At 66.0% G+C, this 25,959-nt stretch carries 25 protein-coding genes; 13 read left to right on the plus strand and 12 right to left on the minus strand.

The window, feature by feature from the left end; genetic code table 11:
• From gcl to JWN03_RS03545, 4 genes are all read left to right on the plus strand, one after another.
• Nucleotides 1–1,502: glyoxylate carboligase (gene gcl, locus JWN03_RS03530; RefSeq protein ID WP_297609589.1), on the plus strand; the 1,502-nt coding region annotated here is incomplete at its 5' end.
• A 44-nt stretch (nucleotides 1,503–1,546) separates the two neighbouring features.
• Complete coding sequence (locus tag JWN03_RS03535; RefSeq protein ID WP_297609592.1) at nucleotides 1,547–2,677, plus strand: glycerate kinase; 1,131 nt, start codon at nucleotides 1,547–1,549, stop codon at nucleotides 2,675–2,677.
• 15 nt (nucleotides 2,678–2,692) lie between these two features.
• On the plus strand, nucleotides 2,693–3,715 hold the full coding sequence (gene alc / locus JWN03_RS03540) for an allantoicase (protein ID WP_297609595.1): 1,023 nt from the start codon (nucleotides 2,693–2,695) through the stop codon (nucleotides 3,713–3,715).
• Nucleotides 3,716–3,896: 181 nt separating this feature from the next.
• Entirely contained in the window at nucleotides 3,897–5,027 is a 1,131-nt protein-coding gene (locus tag JWN03_RS03545) for an MFS transporter (RefSeq protein WP_297609598.1), read from the plus strand.
• A gap of 292 nt (nucleotides 5,028–5,319) precedes the next feature.
• Here JWN03_RS03545 and JWN03_RS03550 read toward each other — a convergent pair whose 3' ends face one another.
• On the minus strand, nucleotides 5,320–6,426 hold the full coding sequence (locus tag JWN03_RS03550; protein WP_297609601.1) for a lycopene cyclase family protein: 1,107 nt from the start codon (nucleotides 6,424–6,426) through the stop codon (nucleotides 5,320–5,322).
• Nucleotides 6,427–6,517: 91 nt separating this feature from the next.
• Here JWN03_RS03550 and JWN03_RS03555 point away from each other — a divergent pair, with 91 nt between their 5' ends.
• On the plus strand, nucleotides 6,518–7,459 hold the full coding sequence (locus JWN03_RS03555; RefSeq protein ID WP_297609603.1) for a hypothetical protein: 942 nt from the start codon (nucleotides 6,518–6,520) through the stop codon (nucleotides 7,457–7,459).
• A gap of 65 nt (nucleotides 7,460–7,524) precedes the next feature.
• Here the strand turns inward: JWN03_RS03555 and JWN03_RS03560 are convergent, their stop codons facing one another.
• Both JWN03_RS03560 and JWN03_RS03570 read right to left on the minus strand, forming a co-directional pair.
• Nucleotides 7,525–8,289, minus strand: coding sequence for an SDR family oxidoreductase (locus JWN03_RS03560; protein WP_297609606.1), 765 nt, complete (start codon nucleotides 8,287–8,289; stop codon nucleotides 7,525–7,527).
• A 1,257-nt stretch (nucleotides 8,290–9,546) separates the two neighbouring features.
• Nucleotides 9,547–10,035, minus strand: coding sequence for a cupin domain-containing protein (locus tag JWN03_RS03570; protein ID WP_297609609.1), 489 nt, complete (start codon nucleotides 10,033–10,035; stop codon nucleotides 9,547–9,549).
• 169 nt (nucleotides 10,036–10,204) lie between these two features.
• Between JWN03_RS03570 and JWN03_RS03575 the strand changes: the two genes are divergently transcribed.
• The gene (locus tag JWN03_RS03575) at nucleotides 10,205–11,707 is read left to right on the plus strand and encodes a flavin-containing monooxygenase (RefSeq protein ID WP_297609612.1); all 1,503 of its coding nucleotides are present in this window, start codon (nucleotides 10,205–10,207) and stop codon (nucleotides 11,705–11,707) included.
• Here the strand turns inward: JWN03_RS03575 and JWN03_RS03580 are convergent.
• Nucleotides 11,671–12,474 carry an IclR family transcriptional regulator gene (locus JWN03_RS03580; protein ID WP_297609614.1) on the minus strand — a complete coding sequence of 268 codons (804 nt, stop codon included), beginning with the start codon at nucleotides 12,472–12,474 and terminating at the stop codon, nucleotides 11,671–11,673. The genes JWN03_RS03575 and JWN03_RS03580 overlap by 37 nt on opposite strands.
• Before the next feature lie 126 nt (nucleotides 12,475–12,600).
• On the opposite strand from JWN03_RS03580, the gene JWN03_RS03585 reads away from it, so the two are divergent.
• The 6 genes from JWN03_RS03585 to JWN03_RS03610 all read left to right on the plus strand — a co-directional run bounded on the left by JWN03_RS03585 (nucleotide 12,601) and on the right by JWN03_RS03610 (nucleotide 17,139).
• On the plus strand, nucleotides 12,601–13,104 hold the full coding sequence (locus JWN03_RS03585) for a cupin domain-containing protein (protein ID WP_297609617.1): 504 nt from the start codon (nucleotides 12,601–12,603) through the stop codon (nucleotides 13,102–13,104).
• Nucleotides 13,101–13,979 carry an alpha/beta fold hydrolase gene (locus tag JWN03_RS03590; RefSeq protein WP_297609620.1) on the plus strand — a complete coding sequence of 293 codons (879 nt, stop codon included), beginning with the start codon at nucleotides 13,101–13,103 and terminating at the stop codon, nucleotides 13,977–13,979. Before JWN03_RS03585 ends, JWN03_RS03590 begins: the two co-directional genes overlap by 4 nt.
• A complete protein-coding gene (locus tag JWN03_RS03595) occupies nucleotides 13,976–14,926 on the plus strand; it encodes a hypothetical protein (RefSeq protein WP_297609623.1) in 951 nt (316 codons plus the stop codon). The genes JWN03_RS03590 and JWN03_RS03595 overlap by 4 nt, the downstream gene beginning before the upstream one ends.
• A gap of 173 nt (nucleotides 14,927–15,099) precedes the next feature.
• Entirely contained in the window at nucleotides 15,100–15,819 is a 720-nt protein-coding gene (locus JWN03_RS03600; RefSeq protein WP_297609626.1) for an acyl-CoA thioesterase, read from the plus strand.
• A 118-nt stretch (nucleotides 15,820–15,937) separates the two neighbouring features.
• Nucleotides 15,938–16,321 (plus strand): DUF5313 family protein, encoded by a 384-nt coding sequence (locus JWN03_RS03605; protein WP_297609629.1) that lies wholly within the window; start codon nucleotides 15,938–15,940, stop codon nucleotides 16,319–16,321.
• 278 nt (nucleotides 16,322–16,599) lie between these two features.
• The gene (locus JWN03_RS03610; RefSeq protein WP_297609632.1) at nucleotides 16,600–17,139 is read left to right on the plus strand and encodes a hypothetical protein; all 540 of its coding nucleotides are present in this window, start codon (nucleotides 16,600–16,602) and stop codon (nucleotides 17,137–17,139) included.
• Here the strand turns inward: JWN03_RS03610 and JWN03_RS03615 are convergent.
• Nucleotides 17,129–18,403 carry a hypothetical protein gene (locus tag JWN03_RS03615; RefSeq protein WP_297609635.1) on the minus strand — a complete coding sequence of 425 codons (1,275 nt, stop codon included), beginning with the start codon at nucleotides 18,401–18,403 and terminating at the stop codon, nucleotides 17,129–17,131. The two genes, JWN03_RS03610 and JWN03_RS03615, sit on opposite strands and share 11 nt — an antisense overlap.
• A gap of 177 nt (nucleotides 18,404–18,580) precedes the next feature.
• On the opposite strand from JWN03_RS03615, the gene JWN03_RS03620 reads away from it, so the two are divergent.
• Nucleotides 18,581–19,345, plus strand: a complete 765-nt coding sequence (locus JWN03_RS03620) for a glucose 1-dehydrogenase (RefSeq protein WP_297609638.1) — start codon at nucleotides 18,581–18,583, stop codon at nucleotides 19,343–19,345.
• A gap of 47 nt (nucleotides 19,346–19,392) precedes the next feature.
• On the opposite strand, the gene JWN03_RS03625 is transcribed toward JWN03_RS03620, so the two are convergent.
• The 7 genes from JWN03_RS03625 to JWN03_RS03655 form a co-directional block, all read right to left on the minus strand.
• A complete protein-coding gene (locus tag JWN03_RS03625) occupies nucleotides 19,393–19,845 on the minus strand; it encodes an SRPBCC family protein (protein WP_297609641.1) in 453 nt (150 codons plus the stop codon).
• A gap of 56 nt (nucleotides 19,846–19,901) precedes the next feature.
• Nucleotides 19,902–20,672: a type 1 glutamine amidotransferase domain-containing protein gene (locus JWN03_RS03630; RefSeq protein WP_297609645.1), complete on the minus strand. Its 771-nt coding sequence runs from the start codon at nucleotides 20,670–20,672 to the stop codon at nucleotides 19,902–19,904.
• Nucleotides 20,673–20,886: 214 nt separating this feature from the next.
• The gene (locus JWN03_RS03635; protein ID WP_297609648.1) at nucleotides 20,887–22,257 is read right to left on the minus strand and encodes a TIGR01777 family oxidoreductase; all 1,371 of its coding nucleotides are present in this window, start codon (nucleotides 22,255–22,257) and stop codon (nucleotides 20,887–20,889) included.
• An 81-nt stretch (nucleotides 22,258–22,338) separates the two neighbouring features.
• Nucleotides 22,339–23,319 (minus strand): glycine betaine ABC transporter substrate-binding protein, encoded by a 981-nt coding sequence (locus tag JWN03_RS03640; RefSeq protein ID WP_441342928.1) that lies wholly within the window; start codon nucleotides 23,317–23,319, stop codon nucleotides 22,339–22,341.
• Entirely contained in the window at nucleotides 23,316–24,104 is a 789-nt protein-coding gene (locus JWN03_RS03645) for an ABC transporter permease (RefSeq protein WP_297609651.1), read from the minus strand. The genes JWN03_RS03640 and JWN03_RS03645 overlap by 4 nt, the downstream gene beginning before the upstream one ends.
• Nucleotides 24,101–25,282 (minus strand): ABC transporter ATP-binding protein, encoded by a 1,182-nt coding sequence (locus JWN03_RS03650; RefSeq protein ID WP_297609654.1) that lies wholly within the window; start codon nucleotides 25,280–25,282, stop codon nucleotides 24,101–24,103. Before JWN03_RS03650 ends, JWN03_RS03645 begins: the two co-directional genes overlap by 4 nt.
• Nucleotides 25,275–25,925 (minus strand): ABC transporter permease, encoded by a 651-nt coding sequence (locus JWN03_RS03655; protein WP_297609735.1) that lies wholly within the window; start codon nucleotides 25,923–25,925, stop codon nucleotides 25,275–25,277. The genes JWN03_RS03650 and JWN03_RS03655 overlap by 8 nt, the downstream gene beginning before the upstream one ends.
• Nucleotides 25,926–25,959: the final 34 nt, after the last annotated feature.

Raw genomic sequence — 25,959 nt, forward strand, 5'->3', positions numbered from 1 at the left:
GCATTACCGGGCAGGCGCCGGTGGCGAAGCTGCACAAGGAGGACTTCCAGGCAGTCGATATCGCCTCCATCGCCGCGCCGGTGAGCAAGTGGGCGGTCACCGTGCTGGAGCCCGCGCAGGTGCCGGGCACCTTTCAGAAGGCGTTCCAGCTCATGCGTTCCGGGCGTCCCGGTCCGGTGCTGATCGACCTGCCGATCGATGTGCAGTTGGCCGAGATCGAATTCGATATCGAGACCTACTCGCCCCTCGATGTGCACCGGCCGGCCGCTACGCGGGCACAGGCGGAGAAGGCCATCACCATGCTCTGCGCCGCCGAGCGGCCGCTGATCGTGTCCGGTGGCGGTGTGGTGAATGCCGATGCGGCGGACCTGCTGGTCGAATTCGCCGAGCTGACCGGTGTTCCCGTGGTGCCGACTCTGATGGGCTGGGGCACCATTCCCGACGACCACCGCTTGCACGCGGGCATGGTCGGGCTGCAGACCTCGCACCGCTACGGCAATGCGACGCTGCTGGAGTCGGATTTTGTGCTCGGCATCGGAAACCGGTGGGCCAACCGGCACACCGGCGGCGTCGAAACCTACACGCGGGACCGTACTTTCGTGCACGTCGATATCGAGCCGACCCAGATCGGCCGCGTGTTCGCCGCCGATTTCGGCATCGTGTCCGACGCCGGTGCGGCGCTGGCCGTCTTCCTCGAGGTCGCGCACGAAATGGCCCTCGACGGACGGCTGCCCGACCGCAGTGAATGGGCCGCGCAGATCCAGGCGCGCAAGCGAACCCTGCTGCGCAAGACCCACTTCGACTCCGTGCCGATCAAGCCGCAGCGGGTGTACGAGGAGATGAACCGGGCCTTCGGCGCGGACGTCCGCTACGTCACCACCATCGGGCTGTCGCAGATCCAAGCGGCGCAGATGCTGCACGTGTACAAGCCGCGGCACTGGATCAATGCCGGACAGGCCGGCCCGCTGGGCTGGACCTTGCCCGCCGCGCTCGGTGTGGCCACCGCACTGCCCGATGCGACCGTGGTCGCGCTCTCGGGTGATTACGACTTCCAGTTCCTCATCGAGGAATTGGCGGTCGGCGCACAGTTCAAGATCCCGTATGTCCATGTGGTGGTGAACAATTCGTACCTGGGGCTGATCCGTCAGGCGCAGCGCGCGTTCGATATGGACTACTACGTGCAGCTGTCCTTCGACAACATCAACAGCCCCGAGCTCGGCGGCTACGGTGTCGACCACCTGAAGGTGGCGGAGGGACTGGGCTGCAAGGCGATTCGTGTCACCGAACCCGATCGCATCGGCTCGGCGCTCGAAGAAGCCAAGCGGCTCATGGCCGAACATCAGGTGCCGGTCCTGGTGGAGGTCATTCTCGAGCGTGTCACCAATGTGTCAATGGGTCTCGAGATCGACAGCGTCACCGAATTCGAGGAGCTCGCCGGCTCCGCCGCCGACGCGCCCACCTCGATCGCCGCCCTGGTCGAAGCTGCCGGGGGCACCAGGTGATTCACGCGCCGGGTGGTTCGGGGCGAGGCTGGCAGGAGGGGCACGTGATCGTGGCCCCGGACAAATTCAAAGGGTCGCTCACCGCCGGACAGGTCGCCGCACACATTGCGGCCGGCCTGCGGCGGGAACGGCCCGATCTGCCCGTGGTGACCATTCCGGTCGCCGACGGCGGTGACGGCACTGTCGAGGCAATGGTGGCGTCCGGGTTCTCCGGACTCCAGACTGCCGTCACTGGGCCGGTCGGGAATCGAGTGGTCGCAGCGTTTGCCATGAGGGGCGACACGGCCGTCATCGAACTCGCGGAAGCCTCCGGGCTGCGGCGACTACCCGACCGGCCCACCCCCCTCACCGCCCGCACCGCCAGCAGCTTCGGCACCGGCGAGCTCATTCGCACCGCGGTACTGCGGGGCGCGCGCCGTATTGTGCTCGGGCTCGGCGGCAGTGCCTGCACCGATGGCGGTGCGGGCATGCTCACCGCGCTCGGGGCCCGGCTGCTGGACGATGACGGGGAACAATTGCCGCCCGGCGGGGTGGCCTTGCAGCGACTGGCGCGCATCGACACCAGCGGATTGATGCGAGTGCAGATCACCGTTGCCTCCGACGTCGACAATCCGCTGCTGGGACCGCGCGGCGCCGCGCACGTCTACGGTGCGCAGAAGGGCGCGGGCTCGGACGAGATCGAGGCCTTGGAGCGCGGGCTCGCGCGGTTCGCGGAGATCGCCGCGCGTGATCACTTCGTCGACAAGGCGGATCGGCCCGGTGCCGGGGCCGCGGGCGGTGTCGGTTTCGCCGCGCTCGCCTTTCTCGGCGCCCGCACCGAGCCGGGGATCGAAATCATCCTGCGCCACCTGAACTTCACCGATCGGCTCGCCGGGGCGCGACTGGTGATCACCGGTGAGGGCTGCCTGGACCGGCAGACCCTGCACGGCAAGGCGCCGATCGGGGTGGCGCGGGCCGCGGCTGCGGCCGGGGTGTCGGTGCTGGCGGTCTCAGGGCAGCGGTTGCTGACCCGGGACGTGCTGCGCCGCTTCGGATTCGAGGATGCCTATGCGCTCACCGATATCGAACCCGATCCGCAGCTGTGTATTTCGCACGCCGATGCGCTGCTGGAACAACTTGCCGCGCAGATCGCCGCCACCCGCCTGAGCGAGCTGCTGGCCCGCACTACCAACTAGTCGAGAAAGGAAGCGATGTCGGACTTCACGAGCCTGCCGGACCTGGCGCTGCGCACCTACCGTGCGAGTGTGATCGCCGCGAGCGACGAATCCTTCGAAGAGCGTGAGAATCTCATCCAACCGTGGGAGCCGCGGTACTCCGCCGAAACCTTCGGCACCAAGGGGCAGGAATACGACGGCTGGGAGACCCGCCGCCATCGCGGACCCGGCCACGATTGGGCCATTGTGCGGCTGGGCATGCCCGGCATCGTGCGCGGAGTGGTGATCGACACCGCCTGGTTCAAGGGGAACTATCCGCCCCATGCCTCCGTCGAGGCGTGCCGGGTTTCGGGCTATCCCGCTGTGGCGGAATTGGATTCGGCGGAGTGGGTGGAGATCCTGCCGCGCACCGCGCTGGGCGGTGACGCTCGCCACGAACTGCCGGTCGAGGACGAGCGGATCTTCACCCACGTCCGGTTGAACATGTACCCGGACGGCGGCATCGCCCGCTTCCGTGTGCACGGCGAGGTAGTGCCGGATCCCGCGCTGCTCACCGGGCTCACGGTGGACCTGGCCGCGCTGGAAAACGGTGCACGCACGCTGGATTGCTCGAATATGTTCTATTCGGCACCGGACAACATGCTCGCTCCGGGTTTGGCGCGCAACCAATCCGAGGGCTGGGAAACCGCGCGCCGCCGTGACGACGGCAATGACTGGGCGGTGATTCAGCTTGCGGCGCAGGGCATTCCGGATCTGATCGAACTCGACACCACCAACCTGGTCTTCAACGCCCCGGGTGAAGTCCGGCTACTCGGCATCGACCTCGCTGACGGCGAACCGGTGCCGACGGACAACTCGGCGTGGTTCGAACTGCTTGCGCGCGTGGCGATTCAACCCGACACGCCGCATCGTCTTCGCCTCGATTCGGGCTCGCAGCGGCCGACCACCCACGTTCGGCTCGATATCTACCCCGACGGCGGCGTGGGCCGATTGCGCATCCACGGGTCGCTCACCGCTGCGGGCGAGAACCAGTTGGCGACTCGCTGGAGCGCTTCCTGAGCGAGGCGTGAGCCTCCGCATGCGGACCTGCCGCACTCGTCGATGGGCGAGTGCGGCAGTTTGCTGTAGTGCGTCCGAAACATGAACGAACATCGGACTTCTCTTGTTACACAATGCGAATACCGCGACCCGTATCCCGAGCAGGCTGAGCGAGCGCACCCGGGCCGCTTGGCTTGCGGGTGTGGGTATCGTCCTCATCGCGCTCAATCTGCGCCTGGGCATCAGCAGTGCCGCCGTCTTGATGGGCTCGGTGCGCACGGAACTCGGCTTCGGTTCCGTACTCGCGGCGACGATTCCCGCGCTTCCGACAGCGAGTTTCGCGGTCGCAGGATTCGGCGCCGGCCGACTGGCCGTGCGGTACGGACTCGAGCGCACCGTTCTCTTCGGGCTTGCGGCACTGACCGCCGGACTCGCGCTCCGCGCGGCTCCCGCCACCTGGGCGCTGCTCGCAGGCACAGTCTTCGGAATGTCAGGGCTGGCGCTGTGTAATGTCCTGCTGCCGACCCTGCTTCGATCGCACTTTCCGGACCGGGTAGCCATGCTGGCCGGTGTCTATACGACCGTGATGGCCTTGGGTTCGACGCTCGCCGCAGCGGTGGCGGTGCCGATCGCAGCGGGCGTGGGAACACCGTCTCTCGGCCTTGCGGTGTGGGCGCTTCCAGCGCTGATCGCCACTCTCACATGGTCTTTCGTGCGCGCCCCCACGGGCGAAGCGGGGCAGACGGAGGTGGGTGAATACATCTCGCCCATGAGCATGGCCCGTACCCGCTTCGGTCTCCTGGTGACCGCCTACTTCGCATTGCAGGCATTGAATGCACACTCCCTGATCGGCTGGGTGGCAGTACTTTTGACCGATCATGGGATGTCCAGCGGGGGTGCGGGCGGCATCGTGGCCCTCACCCAGGCCGTCGGCATCCCGGCGACCTTCCTGGTGCTTGCATTCGCTCGCGAGCCCGGGCGACTGCGCCTTGCCTTCCTACTGATTTCGGGTGCAATGATCGCGGGATTCGCCGGTCTGCTGCTGGCACCGGTATCGGAGCCGGTGCTCTGGGCGGTCCTCTGCGGTCTCGGAATGTGTTCGTTTCCCTTGGTGCTCAGCGTGATCGGCAAGAGCGGCAGCTCCGCGGCCGAGACCACAGCCCTGTCCAGCCTGTCCCAATCGCTCGGCTACCTGCTCGCGGCCGTCGGACCTTTCGCAATCGGCTTACTGCACAGCAGCTCCAGCGGCTGGACCCTGCCCATGGCGGTCCTGCTCATGACCGCCATTGCCCAACTCGTCGTCGGCCTAGCCCTGTCCGGTGCCCGCCGCTGAAACCGGTTGCCAGCCTGCCGCCCAAAGGTTGGACGGAGTCCTCCTGCCACCGAATATGGCGGGAGCGGCGGAGATCGGCCGCTGGTGCGATCGCGAGACCACTTCGTGCGAGGGGGCGCGCTTGATCCCTGTGCAGGTCAACGGATCACCCGCATTCGCGCACTACCGACCGGCCCAGCGGGGTGGCGGCTACGAGGCTTTCGCTATCCATGTACTCGGCCTGGACGGCTGCCGAATCGTGAGTATTGCCTGCTTCCTGGATTCCGAGCTGTTCGAGCTGCCCGAGCGGATCTCAATTTCCGATACCGATGGTCGCGAGGGCGATGGTCCGGCGAAGTCGCCCGGGTAGCGCCGCGAAGAGGGCGGACATGGCGGCCGCCGTGCCCGGGAGATCGTCGCGGCCGGACAGATAGGCGCGCTGCCGTGCGGCGGGCAGTGTGAAGAAGGCGTCGAAGAAGACGGGCAGATCCTGTGGGGGGAGTGCCAGCAGTGCACGCAATCCGGCCAGTCGAAGGCCGTGTACGGCGCGGGCCGAAGGCGGCCAGATCGAGTCTCCGGCGGCGACGGTGTCGGCGGTCCGCAGGGCGGTCGCGACGCCGTAGCCGGAGGCGGGATGCAGTAGTCCGCCTGCCGCGCCGAATGTCTTGCGTCCGGGCTTGCCGCCGTGGACGGGGAAGCGCACGCGTTCGATGCGCTCCTCGCCGCTGAGAGTGATTCCGCGAGCACGTAATCGATGCATCAGCCGATCGCGCAGCACCGCGCTGTCGAGGGCGGGACGGCCGGCGAGACAGGTCTCCTCGAGCAGTATGGCGTCCTCGCTCAGTGGTACCGCGTAGAGGAAAGAGCGCGGCTCGCTCGGGTCCGCGCCATTATCGTTCCGCCAGTCCATGAACAGCGTCTCGGGCGCGGCCCACTGTGCTCGGTCCACCACGACGCCGAAGGCAGTCTGCTCGGCCAGCCGGCGGGAGCGCGGCACGCCGCGTGCGTCGATCACCCGGCCGGCGGGCAGGACCGATCCCGAGGCCAGTCGCACCGAGGGCAGATCGTGCGCCTGCTGCCCGGAACGTGTCGGCGCGACAATATCGACCACCCGATCGCTGAGGATGCGGGCTCCGGCGAGATCCAGTGAATCCTGCAGTCGCGGGGTATCGAATACGACGTAGCGGCGCGGCAACTCCACGCGCCGGGTGGTCCAGGCGATGGGGTGATCGACAACGGCCGCCAGCACCTCCGAGGCCACCCAGTCAGGGAGCTCATCGGCCCAGGCCGCATAGGTCGCGGTCCACTGCCGCTCGGGCTGCGGATCGACCACGGTCACCGACTGGCCCTGCCGCAATGCCCGATATGCGAGGGCTCGCCCCGCCGGGCCCACGCCGCAGACAAGTAGATCGGAGGTCATGCCGTGATTGGATCATGATCGACAGGCGTCATACAGTTCGTTGACTGTTGCCGGGTCGGGAGGGGTCCGGCACACCGCGAAAGGTGAACACATGACGTATCCCCCCGGACCGCCGTCCGGACCAGGGTCCGGAGGCGATCCGTATGGCCAGGGGCAGGGCCAGCAGCCGCCGCAGGATCCGGCGTGGTGGGGCCAGCCGGTACAGCCCGCGCAGCCGCAGCAGGGCTGGCCCGGCGAACAGCCCGCATGGCAGCAGCCGCAGGCGCAGCCGGGGTGGCAGCAGCCGGTCGATCAGCCGGGATGGCCGCAGCAGCCGGGCTGGGGTGGGCAGCAAGGGTATCCGCAGCAGCCGGGATATCCGGGCGGCCCGCCGCCGCCGCGCCGCAATACCGGGCTGATCATCGGCATGGTGATCGCCGTGGTCGCGGTGCTTGCCGTCGGCGCCGGCGTGATCGTCGTTGTCACCAAGGGCAGCAACTCCGATAACCAGGCCACCGCCACCTCGACGACCACCGTCGCACCGACCACCACCGACACCACGACCACGCGGCCCACCACGACCGCTAAGAGCGCGCCCGCGGGCGGCAAGTTCACCTACACCGAATACGGGCAGGTCTGGAACTTCAAGCTCGGAGATGTGGCGCTGCAGGCGGATTGGGTCGAGGGCCACGACTACAACAACTGCGCACCGGTCGAGGTCAAGGGCAAGCTCACCGGCCTGGGCTGCCAGTACGGCTCGTCGCTGGTGTGGAAGGCCGAGAACGGTGCGGTCATGCTCACCCAGTTCATTCTCACCATGAGCGATGCGGACAAGGCGTCTGCGGCATCGGGGCAGTTCGATGACAAGGACATCAATCTGCCTTCGGGCAGCTACATCTCGAATTGGGAGACCGGTAAATGGCGTGACGGTAGTCAGTCGCAGTTCGTAGTGATCACGTTCGCGACCGCCACCGCCGATGTCGATACCGCGACCGTCGAGAAGTACCTGAAGTACCGGCACAGCGATACGCTCGCCGCTCTCGTCTGGCGCTGAGCCGCTCGACGAAATACGTCCGCCCCGCACCGAATAATGGTGTGGGGCGGACGTTTTGGTTGACGCTAGATCCCGCCGGTGGCGAGCAGTCCGCCGTCCACGCGAATGGTGGTGCCGGTGATCCAGGAGGATTCGCTCGAGGACAGGAACCCGATCAGTCCCGCCACATCCTCCGGCGTGCCGAGTCGTTTCATCGGGTACACGGCTGCGGCGGCCTCTTCATCGGCCGAGTACAGCGCGTCGGCGAACTTGGTCTTGATGACGCCCGGCGCCACCGCATTCACCCGAATGTTCGGTCCGAGCTGCCAGGCTAGCTCCTCGGTGAGCCGAATCAGCGCCGCCTTGGACGCGCCGTAAGCGGCGATCACTCCGGTGGACCGCAGGCCCGCGACGCTCGCGACATTCACCACGGCCCCGCCGTGCTCACCCATCCACGCCTTGTACGCCTCCTGCACATACCCCAGTGCCGCAACAACATTCACATCGAAGATCTTGCGCACGGCATCGAGGTCCGCCTCCATGAGCGACCCGTACACCGGATTGATCCCGGTATTGTTGATCAGCACATCCAGCGACCCGAACTGCGCCACCGCAGCGGCAACCTGCTCGGCCCGAGCCTCCGCCTCCCCGGAATTCCCCGCGACCGCCACCACCTTCCCCGCAAACCCGAGCGCCCGCAGCTCTTCGGCCGCCTCCTCCAGCGGCCCCAGCTTCCGCGCCGTCACCACCACATTCGCCCCACGCCGCAACAGTTCCGACGCCACCGCAAACCCGATACCCCGGCTCGCCCCGGTGACCAGCGCGCTCTTGCCCAGCAGATCATCACTCATGTGACGGCAGCGTACTTCAGTCACGTGATCTGCGCGAATACGCCCCAGTGGGGTGGTCATGCACTCACCAGTGCTGCCCGAAAGTGGTTGTCGGCCTTCCGCCGCGGCCGTGTCGTCCGGGTTGGCGTGGGCGCGTCGTGGCGGAGGGATCCGTCGATGAGGGCGCTGCGGACGATGGGGCGGTGACCGAGGGCGGTGTCGGGTCTGTGGTGGGGGTGCCGGGGTCCGTGCTGGGGGGCGGGTCCGAGGGGGGCGTCGTGCTGGTCGGTTTTCATTAGGTAAATTGAGTAGTTTGTCCCAAAGTCTGTCAGGAAAGAACGACTCAACGCATGGATCCGGCCACTGAAAGATGCTCCGCCCGTGCTGTCGGCACCTACCGGTGGTTGGTGGCCAGGTGTGGTCAGTAGTCTTACCAATGGGGTCGCAATCTCGCCAATAGATTCTTCTGGATTGCACATCAGCGCGTCGGTGCGATCACTTGGCGGCCGAACCGCCTGCCACACAGCGGGAAGCAATATCACGCATTTCCCGAATCGTGGTCGATCTGCTTTTTATTTCGCTGAACGGCAGCCTACAAGCCCGCGCACGACATCGTGAGACCGATCAGCAGGACGATGATTCGCAGCGTGTGCTGATTTTCCACGTCGCATGGTCCCGTGCAGTAGTACCTTTCGCCGATCGTTCGAACGAGAAATTGGGTGCGGCTGAGCAATCCCGCGATCACGAACTACACGCGACGGCGTCTGGCGCGGGTGGGTCTGTGATCGTCTGCGCGATCTCCTCGTGGTTGCTCGGCTGCTGCGTCTCGGTGTACGCCGGTGGGGGAGAAGCCGCTACCGTGGTGGCCGACCTCGTCGCCGCGTAGTTGTCCTGTTGGGAGAGAACGGCAATGGCCTCGGCGAACACGCCGCAGCTCGGATAGCGCTTGGCGAGCGCGCGGACGATCACGTCATCGAGAGCGGACGGAAGTCTTGGTGCGCCAACGGTCGCCGGCCCCTGGCTCGGTTTGGGTCAGGACCCGTTCCCGCCACCCGGGATCCGGGCGGCTCAACAGAATGTTTCCCGGTTTCACATCGCGATGGAGCATGCCTTTGGCATGCGTGTAATCCAGCCCCCCGGCGACTTCGCCGATGATGCGCACCGAGCAGGCGCTCGATCGTGTATCCCGCGAAATCTGACCCGGGACAAGGTCTTTCACTCGACTATTGTGTCCCAACGTGCGGGTGTCGGCATCGCTACTGTGTCGCCGATCGGTCCCTATCCCGCTGCCTTCGGGACCAGCGACAGTCCGTGCGTCCGCATGATTTCGGCGACCTTGGTCATGTCTCGTGGACCGGGCGGCAGTTGGCTGAGGTCCCGGTAGTACTCCTCCAGTCCCGGTGGTGAGACGACCGCGACAATGCGGGTCTCCTCCTCGAACGGGTTGTAGAACACATGGGGTACGTTGCGCGGCAACAGCATCGACGCACCGGGCACCAGAGTGCGTGCGACGCCGTCGAGTTCGACGACGACCTGGCCCGCCGTGCAGATGAACAGCTCGTCCTGCCGGGTATGGACATGGGTGGGTGGCCCGCCGAGGCCCGGCGGCACCACGTACTCGAACAGCGAATACGCACCGCCGGTGTCCGCGCCGTCCAGTCGTAGGTAGATACCGAGTCCGATCGCGCCCATATTCTCGCCGCTGTCCGGCAGTTTGAGCGCGGTGTCGTCCGCCTGATCGGCTCGGGTCTGCTCGTCCACGTCCACAACCGACTCCTTCATTCGTCGCGGCCACCCGGGCCGCGCGGGGCTGGGCTTCCAGCGTGACCCCGCACCGCATCGAGTCCGACACATCATCCCTCTGGGAGGAACGGTCGTTTGCGGTTCTGCGCTTGTGCGCCGACGCTGTGGTGACCGAAATGTCAGGGGTCCAGTCATGCGAATCGCGATCATCGGCGCCGGCGTCGCCGGTCTCACCACGGCGAAGGTACTCACCCAGGCCGGGCACGCGGTCACGGTGTTCGAGAAGGCGCCGGATGTCGGCGGGGTGTGGAGCCGGACGCGGCGCTATCCGGGTCTGACCACTCAGAGCCCCAAGGCGCAGTACTCGTTCTCGGATTTTCCGATGCCGCGCGACTTCCCGGAGTGGCCGACCGGCGCGCAGGTGCAGGAGTATCTCGCCGGGTACGCCGCCGCGTTCGGGCTCGACGAGATCATCCGCCTGAACACCGAAGTGACTGCCGCACAGCCGAGTACCGAGGACCGCTGGACTCTCACCTCGGTGTCGTCCACCTCCGAGCCTGTCACCGAGACTTTCGATCGTCTGGTCATCGCCAACGGGGTGTTCTGTGAACCCGCCGTTCCGTCGTACCCAGGTCTGCGAGAATTCCAGGAGGTGGGTGGAATCCTCTGTGCCGGAACTGAATTCCATGACGCTGAGCAGGCGCGCGGAAAGCGCGTCCTGGTCGTCGGCTACGGCAAATCGGCGTGCGATGTCACGGTCCCGATCAGCGGCGTCGCGGCGAGCACGGATGTCATTGCCCGGCAGATGCTGTGGAAGGTCCCGCGCCGGATCGGCGGCCGGGTCAACTTCAAACTGCTGCTGCTCACCCGGCTCGGCGAGGCGCTGTTCCGCTATGCACGACTGCGCGGTGTGGAGAAGTTCCTGCACGGTCGGGGCAAGGGGATGCGCGACCGCATGATCAATTCCGTTGGCGTGACCTCGATTCGGCAATTCGGATTGGATACGCTCGGGCTGGTGCCGCCCGGGCAGATGGAGGACATCGTCCGGGGCGCAATCGGTTTGGCCACCGAGGGGTTCTTCGAGAACGTGGCGGCGGGGATGATCAACGTGCATCGCGACCGCACTATTACCAGTTTGCTCGCCGTCGACGGCCGCCCCTTCGCGCAGTTGAGCGACGGCACCTCGTTGCCCGCCGACCTGATCGTCTGCGCCACCGGATTCACCCAGGGCGTGCCGTTCCTGCCCGCCGGTGTGCGGGAACGGGTATTCGACGAGCGCGGGAACTTCTTGCTCTACAGGCAGATTCAGCCGGTGGACGTGCCCGGCCTGTACTTCAACGGCTACAACTCGTCGTTCTTCAGCCCGCTGAATGCGGAGATGGCGGCGGTGTGGATCGGGGCCGACGTGGCGGGCCTGCTCGCGCTGCCGGACGCTGATACCAGGCGTCGGGCCGTCATCGATCAGCTCGCCTTTCTCGATTCGGCCACGGACGGGCATCACTGCCGGGGCACGAAGATCATTCCGTTCTCCATGCACAATGTGGACGAGGTGCTCGGCGATATCGGCCTCGACATTCCCGCGCCGGTTCGCGCCTGGCACTGGCTGGCCCCGATCGACCCGGCCGCCTACCGCCGGATCACCCCGGCACTGGTCCGCCGTCAGATCGAGTCCACCCGGGGTGCGGCGGTGAAGTAGGCCCGCGACGATGCGGCCGCGGCCATGCAGACCGCGGGTGCGATCCGATCGGCCCGTACCATGGCGCTGGGCCCCGAGACCGAGACAGCCGCGACGACATCGCCCAGCGGCCCGAAAATCGGTGCGGCAACGCAACTTACGCCGACATTTCCCTCCTCGCGCTCGGCCGCCCACCCTCGGGAGGGGACCGCGGCGAGTTCTCGCAGAATGGCCGTCTTACTGGTCAAGGTGCGCGGAGTGCGTTGCGGCAGTGCGGAATCGAGCACCGAGTCGACCGTCTCCCGGTCGGAGTAGGCGAGAATGGCGCGGCCCAGCGCGGAGCAATACACCGGAACGACGCCGCCGGTCTGCGAGAGCATCGGCATGGGCCGGTGCCCGCTGATCTTCTCCACCACCAGAATCCGGCCACCCTCCAGCACGCCGAGTTGCACGGTGGTCATCGTGGCATTGTGCAGGTCGTGCAGGAACGGCAGCACGGCCTCGCGCAATTGCAGCCGGATCGGCGCGAGGCTGGCGATCTCGAACAGATGGCTTCCGATCCGATAGCGGTTGCCGAACTTGTCCAGCCAGCCGAGTTCGGTCATCCGTTCCGCTGCCCGGTACACGGTGGAACGCGGTAGCCCGCAGCGGGCGACCAGGCCGGCCAGGCTCAATTCGCGATGCGTCGTGTCGAACGCCCCGAAAATGGCTGCCGCGCGCTCCAATCCGCTGATCGGCGTCTCGCGCGCGACGCTGTCGGCGTCGCCCGGTGTGGTGTTGTTTCGCACGTCGGTAGCCGTTTCTCTCAGGGGAACGCTTCGACCACATTCAGCCCGATACCAGCCAGGCTAAATCAGAAGGCTTGGCAACGGGACCGTCTTGACGGTCGATGGCGGCAGAACGGAGACAATCCGATGGCGGGCAGCGGAAACAATTTCCAGGTGGCGGACTTTCTCGGCACCCTCGCGGACACCGTGCCGCCCGGTGCGGCACGCCCGCTCGTGGTGCACGCCGATCAGTTGATGCCACTACCGGCCGACCAGGTGCACAACCCGACCGCACTGGCGATCGCCGGCCGGCTTCCCACTGTCACCTTCGAGATCTTCCGGCAGACCATCCCGGCCGGGCTGAGCTCGGATATGCAGCGCCACCACCACGAGACGGTGCACTACGTCCTCTCCGGCACCGGGCACAGCGAGATCGAGGACGAGACCGAGCCCTGGGGGAGTGGGGATTTCATCTACACCCCGCCGTGGACCTGGCACCGCCACTACAACGACTCCGCCGCCGAACCGGTCGAATTCCTGACCATCGAGAACTCCCGGCTGCTCGGCGCGCTCGGAGTGGGGCGGCGGCAGAGTGCCGGGTTGGTGACCGTCGCGCAGGCCCGTGCCCGATTCGGAAAGGAACCGCAATGAACGCGCTACCCGAGCACATCAGTATCTGGGGCGAATTGTCCACCACCGCACATGAATTGCACTTCGTGGACGTCGCCGGAGTCCGGACGCGGGTGCTGCGCGCCGGGTCCGGACCGGAGCTGATCCTGCTGCACGGCACCGCCGGTCATCTGGAGGCGTATGCCCGAGACATCACGGGTCTGGCCCAGGATTTCCGGGTGACGGTCTACGACATGGTCGGCCACGGGTGGTCCGACCTCCCGGACTATCCGTACACGACCGATGTGCTCGCCGCGCACCTGATCGGGCTGATGGACGCCCTCGGTATCCAGGCCGCGCACCTGTCCGGTGAATCCCTCGGCGGCTGGGTCGTCGCCTGGCTCGCCGCGCACCATCCGGACCGGGTGCGGCGGCTCATCCTCAACACCCCCGGCAATATCGCGGACAAGCCGGCGGTCATGGTGAAGATGCGTGAGAGCACCATGGCCGCGGTGCGCGACCCGAGCCCCGCCACGGTGCGCCAGCGGGTCGAATTCCTTTTCCATCACAAGGAATTGGTCACCGACGAGCTGGTCGACCTGCGCCGCGCCGTCTACAGCCGCCCCGGCTTCGAGCGGGCCGCCGAGAACATTCTGGTGCTACAGGATCCGTTGGTGCGCAAGGACTTCGCCTGGCGACCCGAATGGGTCGGCAAGATCACCGCACCGACGCTGCTGCTGTGGACCGACCACGATCCGACCGGCGGACTCGACGAAGCCGAGCTGCTGCTGAACTGGTTGCTCGACGCCCGCCTGCACGTGATCGCCGACGCCGGGCACTGGCCGCAGTGGGAGAAACGCGACGAATTCCTGCGCGCGCATCGCGATTTCCTGCTGCTCGGCAAGGATCCGGCATGACCGAGATCGCGGGCCTGGTCGCGATCTCGCACTCACCGTTCGCGCAATTGCTGCCACCGGACGGACCCACCGCACCCGGCGCCCGCTTCCTCGCCGCCGCCGGGCGGGTCGCCGCGGCCGTGGCGCGGCTGGCACCCGATGCGGTGATCGTCATCGGCCCCGACCATTTTCATGCCAACTTCTACGATCTGATGCCGCCGTTTGTGCTCGGCGTGGAACAAGCCACCGGCTTCGGCGATTTCGGCAGCCGGCCGGGACCGTTGCCGGTGGCCGACAAGCTGGCCTGGTCGATCCGGGAGCAGGTCACCGCGGCCGGATTCGACTTGGCCCTGTCCTATGCGCTGACGGTCGACCACGGCATTGTGCAGAGTTACGAAATAATCTGCGGCACAGCGGATATCCCGGTAGTCCCGCTGGTCGTCAACACCACCGCGCCGCCCTTGCCCGCCCCGCCCCGCTGCGTCCAGCTCGGGCGGGCGCTCGGCGCTGCCGTCCGCGCCTCCGACGTCGCAGGGCGGGTGCTGCTCATCGCCAGTGGCGGACTGTCGCACTGGCTGCCGTCCGCCGATCCCCGTGACCCGGAGCTCGACCGCGAACGCCGAGCCGGGGTAATCCACGGCGGACGTGATCCGCACGCCTTCGACGCGGCCCGCGAACCCCGTATCCGCGCCCTCGGCGGCGATCCGAACGCCCAGGTCAATACCGAATGGGACACCTGGTTCCTGGACCGCCTGTGCCACGGCGATCTGGCATCCATCGCCGCGCTCACCGAGGACGAGCTCGAACGTGTCGCGGGCCGCGGCGGCAACGAGATCCGCAACTGGCTGATCGGGGCCGCCGCGGTGGCAGAGCCGTTCGTCTGGACCAGCTATGAGCCTGTCCCCGAATGGATTACGGGAATGGGCATCGGAACCACCTTCCCCATAGACCAGCCGAAGTCGGCATAGCTTCGGCGGCACCGGGCGGCCCGAAACCTGCGAGATCATCTAATGTGACTATACTATAGGATAGTCAGGTGCGGTGATGGCATCGGACGTGGATCGACGAAGTGGATAGAGGGAAATTGCCAACCTCGATTGCGGAATTCTTGGGGCCCGGTGCACCCATCGACTTCCCGGACATGAAGAGCCTCAACGGTTTCAGTGGGCTCCATGGTGGTCTCGCGACAGCTCTGCTGCTTCGCCATATGCGTGCTCATGTTCCGCCGGATCGTCAACTTGTCTCCCTGTCCGCTCGCTTCCTGCGGCCGCTCGGCAGCCCGATCTCGATCAGTTCCGAATTGGTCAGGAACGGATCGACCGCGACGCTGACACAGGGCGCCGCAGTGTCGGAGGGGAAGGTCGGGGTCGACGCGCATGCCGTGTTCGGGGGTCGGTCCGGTGGCTTCCGGGAGTTTGCTACCGAGCTTCCGGTATCGATCACCAGCAGGGACGAGTCGGAGGTCTTCGTGGTGCCGCCGGAGTTCGTGCCGATCTCGCAGCGGATGGAGGTGCGGCCGGCGACCTCGGAACTGCCGTATTCCGGGGCCAAGGATCCGGTGCTGTGCGCGTGGATCCACCTGCGAGAAGAGGTCGTCTCCGCTGATGAGCGGCTGCTCATCCTGGTTGACGCGCTGGCGCCTTCCTATGCGGCGGTGCTGGGGGAGCTGCACATGGTGCCGACCGTGGAGATGTCGGTACAGCTGTCGGTGGCGGCCTACCGGACGGATTTCGATTGGGTTCTGGTCCGCGCCGAGACCACCGGCGCCGATGGTGGCGGTTGGGTGCGAGAACTGGTCGACGTATGGAGTGAGGACGGTTCACATCTGGCTTCGTGCTCGCAACTTCGGGTCGTCCGGTGAGCGCCCCAACCCATAGATCCGGCCTATGACTACATAGAAGGCTTCGGTCTACCGGGTGGGCGGCGGCGGGCGCACGCTCGAATGGAACCGCCGATACAGCGGACGAGAGGAGCGAATCATGACCTATCAGCGCCGCCGCCCTACCTTCCCGGAGTGGTTGGGGTACACCGTCGGCCGCCCGATGCCGGATGATCTGCGCGACTGGGTACTTCGGGACCTGACCGGAAAGCATGCTTACACAAGGCATCTCGTGCGCGGCATGGTGCCGTTCCTGCCGATCTTCGCCGTCTTTCTGCTGTTCTTCCCCGGTGCGCTGTGGCTGCGCGGCGCCATGACCTTGCTCGCGCTGATCCTCGCCCTGTTCTACTGCGCGGCGTACATGGCCCCCAACCGCGCCTACCGGCTGACTCAGCACGGTCTGCCCGCCGACCTGGATGCCCCCGGAGTCCTGCACGCCACCAACGCGGAGCGCGTTCGCTACGCCCACAACCATCCGCACTGACGACACGCAATCCTCCCGCGCCGCGGCTCGCCGCGCAGGTAATTTCATTCGGTCGCATATCTTCTCGCCTGGATGTTCGATTGTTTCGTCTCGGTATCGAATCCGGATTGGCGGACGTTGGCGAGGTAGCGTCGAATCCGCACTTCACACAGTGTTATTCGTGGAATCGGAGGCGCGGATATGCGTAGTGGCGGTCGTGTATTTGTTCCAAGGCTCGTAACTGAATTCCTGGAATATCGCTGTCACTCCAGCGCCTCATCGAGGGTGAGGATTCTTCGGTGACGGCGCTGATCGATCTCGCAGTTGCCGAACCTCAGGTTCGAACTGTCGAGTGCCGGCTGGTCGAAGTGCTCACTTGCATCGATGACATCGACCGTTTGCAAGCGGTGGTGGCGCATGTACTCGAGCGCTGCCATCGAAGATGGTGCGGGCGAAATGATATTGATGCGTTCCCGCCGATAGGCCGCTGGGCGCATATCGAGCGCCCTCCGGCGCCACCCGGCTGCCGCACGCCGAGGGAGCACATTCGTAATGCCGCGCTCGGCCGCCGGCAGCACCTCGACCCGATCCACGGACTCGAAGCCGCCCTCATGATGACCTCGGGCTGCCCGGCTTTTGTCATCGCCGGTGATCCGAGCCAGGATCCTCGCCTGCCGCGCAGCTCCTCGGGAGCCCGCACGCTGGTGATCACCCTCTTCGCGCTCGACGGCGACGATCTCTCACTGGCCGAAGGCCTGCTCACCGCGGTCCTGGAGCTGTGCAGCGCAACGCTGCTGCGCCGGAATGTGCGCCAGGATCACCTGACCTTCACCGACTGAGCGCCGGGCGCCTCGAGTGCAGTAGCGCCACACCTGCCATGCAGCACAGGATGATTGCGCCCGCGGCCAGGCTCGGTGCTGCGGCGAAGGCCGCCCTCGGATCGTTCGGATACCCCGCACGATCCGAGGTGCGAATCGCCGTGACGCAGGTCGGCAGCGCTAACGCCGCGATCAGCAGCACACCGCTGGGGACCTGTTGTGGTCGTGCACTCGCGCACAGGTGGCCGACCGCGAACGCCAGGACCGCGCCGCCGAGCAGTACGACTGTTCGACCCCCGCCGTAGGACGCGGCGGTCGATGCGGTGAATACGGCCACCGCCAAGGTCATTCCGGCGGAGATCCATACCGAAGGGCGACGCGCGCCGACGACCAGCCCCACGCCGGCGAGGATGATGAGGACGGGGACGATCCATTCGGGCTGCGGTGATACGCCCACCGCGCCGGCAGCCGCCGCAATGCCGACGACCATGAGCAATCCGGACCCGTCCCGCCCTGGTAGCAAGGTTGCGGCAATCATCGCCGGCACGACGGTCCCGAGTACGGCAATGCCGATCTCGACCGGTCCGGGGTTTCGTCCGGCGAGCCACTCGGCGGAGAAGAGTGCTCCGAGTGCGACTGCCACGGCCGCGATGATGGGCGGCAGGACGGGAATGGCCGTCGGTTCGGCGGCGAAATCCGGTCTTGCTCGCCAAGTGCAGGCAGCGATCAGCAGTAATGCCGCGGCCAGCAACCAGATCGGCGGCTCCTCGACCGGAGTCCACCCGGCCGACGACGGTCCGCTGAGCGGATTCCTCCCGAACAGGTCGATACCGCCGGTCAGATCCCCGGCGACAAAGGCCGAACACCCGCCCAGCGCAAAGCCGAACATAGGCAGCAACTTCCGCTGCGCCGTGGCCCCCAACGCCCCCAATGCGACACCGCCGGAAATGGAATCAACATAATTCAACGAGGGCAATGTCAGGTCGTGCGACCATATGTACTGACCCCCAATATGATTCACAAAGACTATGAGAGTGCCGACCAGCGCAGCCCACCAAACAATCGTGGCCCGCCCGGAAATATAGGCGAAAACCGCCACCATGACGGCAACAATGACTCCGATCGCGGCCGCCCGGGGCGCACTGAGAATCAGTCGCTCGATTTGGAAGATGTGGTTCTCCCGCGTCGCCCATCTGAACTTCGTAGGCAATTCGATCGCGGAACTGGCGGCCATGGCGCCGACGAACAGCGTGACGGCTTGCATCCTGTCGCTGGCCGAATACATTTTGCGAGAATACAACCGCAGACTGCCCGCGCGTAGCTAAGCGGTAGCTGACGGTTTCGGTGTGGCGTCCACGAGTTAGGATCGGAAGGCCTTCGGAGATCTTCACGTGGGGTGCTTGTGGCCCCGGCCCGGAATCGTGCAACCAAGGGATTGTCGTCCATCCGAATGGAGGATCGCATGACCGATCTTGCTGGAAAGGCCATTATCGTGACCGGCGCCGCGCGCGGCATCGGAGCGGAAACCGCGCGGCAGGCCGTCGCCGCGGGTGCACACGTCGTTGTGGCCGATGTCCTGGTCGACGAAGGAGCAGCCACTGTTGCCGCACTCGGTGATCGGGCGCGTTTTGTGGCGCTGGATGTGACCTCGGAACAGGAATGGGCCGCCGCTGTCGCCGTTGCCGAGAGCGAATTCGGCGGACTGCACGGCTTGGTCAATAACGCGGGCATCTCCACCGGACAGCCGTTCGAGACGGAGACCCCCGAACACTTCCGGAAAGTGCTCGAGATCAACCTGGTCGGCGTCTTCCTGGGGATGCGGGCCGCGGTGCCGGCGATGCAGCGGGCCGGGGCAGGCTCGATCGTGAACGTCTCGTCCGCGGCCGGGCTGATGGGACTGGCGATGACCGGCAGCTACGGTGCGTCCAAATGGGGCGTGCGTGGATTGACCAAGATTGCCGCAGTTGAGCAGGGCGTCAACCGGATTCGCGTCAACTCGGTGCATCCCGGCATGACGTATACGCCGATGACCTCCGGTGTCGGGATCCAGCAGGGTGAGGGTAATTACCCGAACACGCCGATGGGCAGAGTCGGGGAGCCGAACGAGATCGCCGCTGCCATCGTGTTCCTGCTGTCGGAGGATGCGTCCTATATGACCGGCGCGGAACTGGCCGTCGACGGCGGATGGACGACCGGACCCACCGTCAAGTACGTCATGGGGCAGTGACTGGCAAGCCCGGTGTGACAACGGTGAATCCGGTACTGCGTCCGGTTCTATTCGACGAAAGCCTTGATGCGCTCCAGCGTCTCGCGCATGCCGTCGGTGTTGGTTTTGCCTCGGGCCAGGCCTGCGACCAGCCAGTAGAGCCGCAGGGGCAGGGTGCGGTGCAGTTGGAAGGATTCGGTGACGTCGGTGCCGCCGTCGACCGGGTCGAACCGGTAGCGCCACGTATTGATCCCCATACCGCCGGGGCCCAGCACGGTGAAGGCGAATTCCCGGCCCGGTTCACACGCGATGATCCGGCAGACGGTCCAATACTTCAGGCCCCACCCATTGCGGTCGACGTGCCCGCGAAACTTCACCCCGACGGCGGGCGCCGTTGCGCCACCGACCCATTCGGCGGCGAAGGTCTCCGGACTGAACTTCCCTGTGTTCGTGATGTCGCTGACGAGCCGCCAAATCTCTTCGGCGGGTGCGGCCATCCGAACTGTCACACTGCCCTGCATCCCCGTACGCTAACAGCACCGCTCGGCCATCGGGTTTTCGAGAACGCGCGGGCGAACTAGCGGCCGAGCGTTTCGATAATGAGGTCCGCGGTCTCACCGCCGCTGAAGTTCTGCTGGCCGGTGACAAGATTGCCGTCCCGGATGGCGAATCCCGACCACAGTCCGGAGCGCACATAGTTGCCGCCGAGCCGGCCGACCTCATCCTCGATGCGCCAGGGCATGATGTGCGTCCCGTTCTCCAGCAGACCCATATCCCAGGTGGATCGGTCGGCGAAATCCTCTTCGATATTGGCGAAACCGGTGACGGTCTTGCCAGCGACTAGCGGCTCACCGCTGGTAAGCGTGGCGTACCGGAGGATGGCCACCCCGTGACAGAGGGCCGCGGTCACCTTCCCGGCCTCGTAGAACTCGGTGAACTTCGTGTGCAGAGCCGTCGCGTTCTCGAAAGTGAACATGGGACCCTGGCCGCCGGCGACCACGAGACAATCGAAGTCCTCGACGGCCAATTCGGTTATCGGACGGGTGTTTTCGATCAATTTCACGAAGGCCGGGTCGTGCTTGTAGCCGCGGCTGATGACGTCCTCAGCCTGCCATTGGCTGGGGTCCTCGGGATCACTCATCGCATCCGCCGTGCAGGCGCCGCCCTCGGGGCTGAAAACCTCGACCTGATAGCCGACTTCGGTGAACTTGAAATACGGATGCGTGAGCTCGGCCCACCAGAAACCCACGGGCCAGCCGGTGGTGCTCGAGACTCCGGGATTGGATATGACGATGGCGACCCGCTTGGGATGGGCCGGGTCGACCGGATTGAGATTCTTGTGGCTCATGTGAGCAGGATCGTTCACGAACGTCCGGGGGAACAATGCCCGGTTCCACGCGAATTGATAAGTCCCACTTATGAAATGAGTAGGCGGTTCCGGTGACCTCGGCTCGGTACGGGATTTCGAGGCGCGAAAGGCAGAATGGAGCGATGACCGCGCGTTCCGCTGCTCCTGCCGAGAGCGTGCTCGGGTATCCGAAGCTGATTCCGGCTGGGGCACGTCAGCTACTGACCTGCGCAGAGTCGGCGGAATCCACGGTGCGACCCAGGAGATGGCGAAGTGCCCCCTCGAGTTCGGGAGTGCGGAAGTGATGACCCGCGGCGTTCAATCGAGCCGGGACGACCCGCTGGCCGGCCGAGGCGAGTTCCCGCGCACCCTGGCCACCGAGCAAAAGAGCCGGTCCGAATCCCGGTACAGGCAGGGCCGCAGGGCGATGCAACACGGCTGCGAGTACCCGCGTGTATTCACTGTTGCGTACAGGCTCGGGCGTGACCGCGTTCACGGCGCCCGACAGCGAAACATCCCACAGCGCACGGTGATACACGTCGATCAGATCATCGACTCCGATCCAGGACAGCCACTGCCGCCCATTACCGATCCGCCCGCCCAGGCCGAGTGTGAACAGTGGCCGCAGCAGGCGCAGCGTGCCACCGGCCGGTGATTGGACGATGCCGGTTCGGACCCGCACCACTCGGCATTTCGCGGTATCGGCGGCCTCCTCCCATGCGGCGACAACATCAGCGAGGAATCCTTCGCCGCGCGCGCTGTCCTCGGTCAGCGACTCATCACCGCGGTCGTAGCCGTAATACCCGATCGCCGACGCGCTGACAAACGTGGAAATCCCTGCGCGCGTGGCCAATTCGGCCAAGAGGCGGGTCGGTGCGATGCGGGAGTCGGCGATATCGCGTTTGTGCCGCTCGGTGAATCGGCCCGCGATGGGCGCGCCCGCCAGATGTACCACCGCATCCACGTTCTCGAGCAGGTCCGGCGCCGGATTCGCAGGGTCCCACTGACGTTCGCCGGAATGCCGGGGAGTATGCCGGACCAGGCGGATCACCGTGTGCCCGCCGGTGCTGAGGAAAGCGGTCAGCGCGGTGCCCACCAATCCGCCTGCCCCGGTCACGGCGATCGTGGAGCGTGGAAATCCGTGCTCGGCCGCGCGTTGGTGAGCAGCCAGATCCGCGGCCAGTTGCTGGTAGCGATAGTCGAAGGTGGAGCGCAAAAGCCCGGCGGGCACCGGTGTATCGACGTGATCGAGTACCCGGGTATGGGTGTCGTCGACCGCCTCGAATTCGTGCGTGTGCCGCCACCGCACAGCCAGTCCGGCCGGTAGCGAGGCAAGACCGTCCACACCGATCTCGTCGACGAATCGATGCGGTGGGTCATAGTCATCAGGGTCGTGGCGTGCCACCCACCGCAGCCCGCCCGGCAACCCCAGCACGGCTCGGCCATCGGCCAGCGAGGTGGATTCCTGGATCAGGGACATGGGCTGCCACGGCGGCGACAGCCGGGTGAACGCTCCCGGCCGGGAGAACCAGTCGAAGACCTCGGTCAGCGGAGCGGCAACAATGCTCGAACACGAGATGCCCATCCATCGACTGTAGCCAGACCAGCCCCGGATGCAACGTTTGTGAATCGTTTGACGCGCGGGTCGTCGCGGGCTGCGATTCGCTCAGCGGGCGGTGACGAACCCCTGGGCGACCATCCAATCGCGTGCGACATCGGCGGGTTCGCGACCTTTGACATCGACCTGGCTGTTCAATTCGGTGATCGTCTCATTGGTCAGCAGTGCCGAAATCGGCGCCATGATCGTGGCGATCTGCGGGTGGGCGTCGGCGAAGGATTTGCGCATCACCAGTGCCGCATTGTATTTCGGGAAGAAGCCGAGATCGTCCTTCAGTAGAACCAGGCCGAGAGCGGGGATGCGGCCGTCCGTCGCGGCGACCGAGCCGAACTTGCACTGCGTGGCATCGGCGGTGGCCTGATAGACGACCGCGTCCTGCACGATCTGCTTGTGCACCTTGCCGACGTCGATCCCGTACTTGCGCGCCATCCCCGGATAACCGTCCTGGCGCACATTGAATTCGGTGCCGACGCAGGTCGTGGCGGCACCGGGATCGGTGGCGATCAGCCGGGCATAATCGGAGATGGTCACCACCCCGGTCTCTTTGGCGGTGTGCGCGCTCGTCACCAGCGCATAGGTATTGTTCATCGGCGCCATATCCGCCCAGACGATGCCGTGTGCGGCCAGGTCGGCGTCGCGGACGGCATTGAACTGCCCGACCTCGTCCGGGATCGGGGTCTCATTGCCGAGATAGTTGATCCAGCCGGTGCCGGTGTATTCGTAGGAGATATCGATCTGCCCGTTCAGCTGGGCATCGCGAACGCTGTTGGAGCCCTGGATATTTGTCAGATCGCGGACATGCGCTCCGGCCGCCGCCATGGCGAACTCGATGAGGTAGCCGAGGATGTTCTGCTCGGTGAAGTCCTTGGAGCCCACGGTGATCGACACACCGTCGAGTTCCGGCACCGGACGGATGCTGGCGGGCCCGACCTGTAGTGGTACCGCGCTACCGGACTGCAGGCCGCAGCCGCCGAGCACGATGGCCGCCACGAACCCCAGTGCGGCCGCACGCCACGCGCCCGGCCTCACTTCAACCCCCGTGGGCCGAGGAACTGTTCTGCCAGTGCACCGAGCCAGTCGACGAGCAGCGCAAGTGCGACGGCGAGCACGGCGCCGACCACCAGAGTTACGTTGTCCCGCAACTTGTATCCGGTATCGATCAGAATCCCGAGCCCGCCCGCACTCACGAGGAACGACAGTGTCGCGGTGCCGACGGCGAGCACCAGCGAGGTGCGCAGTCCGGCCAGGATATAGGGCACCGCGAGCGGAAATTCGATGCGGCGCAACACCGTCAGCGTCGACATGCCCTGTCCGCGTCCGGCATCGATGAGAGTGTCGTCCACCTGCTGGTAGCCCAGAATCGTATTGCGCAGCACCGGAAGTAGTGAGCAGAAAGCGATCGGAAGCACACCGATCCAGAAGCCGGTGGTGCGGGTGGCGAGGTAGAACAGCACGATCAGGCCGATGGCGGGAGCGGCCGCGCCGATATTGGCGATGCCGATGAAAATCGGTGCCAGGCGGCGATATCCGGGCCTCGTGAGCAGCGTGCCGAGGGGTACGGCCACCGCGATGACGATCACCACGACGGTCGCCGAGATCAGCACGTGCTGCCAGGTCACATGGGCGATATTGGACACGCTGATGGTTGCCTGCTGGGTGACGGTGAGGGTGCGCTGGAACGCCCAGACCAGGACGCCGGCGGTGAGTACCAGCACAACCAGCGGCTGGATGAGCAGCCGAAGGCGTTCGGCCCGGCGGACTGTCGCCGGCGCGGCCGTAGTCGGCGCGGCGGTGGTTTTGATCGAGGCCGTCATGTGTCGGCGCTCGTATGTGTTGCTCGCAGGGTCGACAGATGGCCGACGAGCGTGTCGATCGTGATGAGGCCCGCGTATTCGCCGCGGCGGCCGGTGACCACCGCCGTGGCCGTCTGCTCGGCGAGCAGGGCGGCCAGCGCATCCTGCAGGGTCGACTGCAGTGACAGCGGTTCACCGATCGGCAATCCGATATCCCGCAGCGAATCCGCATGCGCCAGTTGCTCATTGGACACCCAGCGCAGTGGTCGCCGCTGTGCGTCGCAGATCAGCGCCCACGGCCAGTCCTTCTCGGCCAGGGCGGCCCGGAGATTCTCGACGGGATCGGTCTCGGCGACCGTGGGGCAGTCGCCGAGTTCGACATCGCGAACCCGGGTGAGCGTGAGCTGTTTGAGCGAGGCATCGCTGCCGACGAATCCGGCGACGGTCTCATCGGCGGGATCGGCGAGGATCGCCGCCGGTGTGTCGTATTGCAGAATGCGGGATTGGTTGCCCAGCACCGCGATTCGGTCGCCGAGCTTGACGGCCTCGTTGAAATCGTGGGTGACGAAGACGATCGTCTTACTCAGCTCGGACTGCAGCCGGAGCAACTCGTCCTGCAGCAGCCCGCGGGTGATCGGATCGACCGCGCCGAACGGCTCGTCCATCAGCAGCACCGGCGGATCGGCCGCCAGCGCACGGGCCACCCCGACCCGCTGCTGCTGACCGCCCGAGAGCTGCCGCGGGTACCGATTGCGATAGGTGCCCGGATCGAGGCCGACCAGATCGAGCATCTCGTCGGTGCGCGCGGCGATCTTCTTGCGATCCCAGCCGATCAGACCCGGCACTGTCGCAATGTTTTTCGCGACGGTGAGGTGCGGAAACAGCCCGGCCTGCTGGATCGAGTAGCCGATGCCGCGACGTAGGTGATCCGCATTCACCGCCGTGACATCGCGCCCGCCGATGGTGATAGTGCCCGACGTCGGCTCGATAAGCCGGTTGATCATGCGCATGGTGGTGGTCTTGCCGCAGCCGGACGGCCCGACCAGGACGACGATCTCACCCGCCGGGATGGTCATCGATACGGCGTCGACAGCGGGATCATCCTGTCCCGGATAGCGTTTGGTGACCTCGGTGAGCACGATCTCGACGCCGGACACCGCCGATGCCGTGCCCTCGCCGCGAATCTCGGTGTCAGTCACGAATTCCCCTCGAAGTGGTGAGCCGTCCGACGATCACGAAGAGCCCGTCGAGCAGCAGCGCGAGCACGACGATCAGGATCGTGCCGACCAGGGCTTGCGGCAGCGCATTCGTGCTGCCGACCCGGGAAAGGCCGGAGAAGATGAGATTGCCGAGCCCCGGGCCCTTGGCATACGCGGCAATGGCGAGGATGCCCATGATCATCTGAGTGCTGACCCGCATCCCGGTCAGGATCGATGGCCAGGCCAACGGCATTTCGATGCGCGCGAGCACCCGCAGCCGGTTCATGCCGACACCGCGCGCGGCATCGACGATCGCCGGATCCACCGAGGCCAGTCCGACAATGGTGTTCCGGAGTATCGGCAGCAGGGCGTAGAGCACGAGCGCGGTGACGGTCGGCCCGACGCCGAGCCCGAGCCACGGAATCAGCAGCCCGAGCAGTGCGAAGGACGGAACAGTCAGGATTGCGCTGGCCAGCGCGGTCGCCACCGCCGATCCGACCGGACTGCGGTAGACCAGAGTTCCGATCAGCACAGCGATCACCGTCGCGATCAGCAGTGACTGCACCACCGCCGAAACATGCAGATACGAATCGGTGACGAGCTGCGCCCGCCGGTGCACCACGAATGTCCACAGTGTGTCCAGGGCCCTACCTCCCCGTCGCCTGGTGTACCCGGAC

Origin of the sequence: Nocardia sp. (genome assembly GCF_025465275.1) — a bacterium.
GTDB lineage: Bacteria > Actinomycetota > Actinomycetes > Mycobacteriales > Mycobacteriaceae > Nocardia.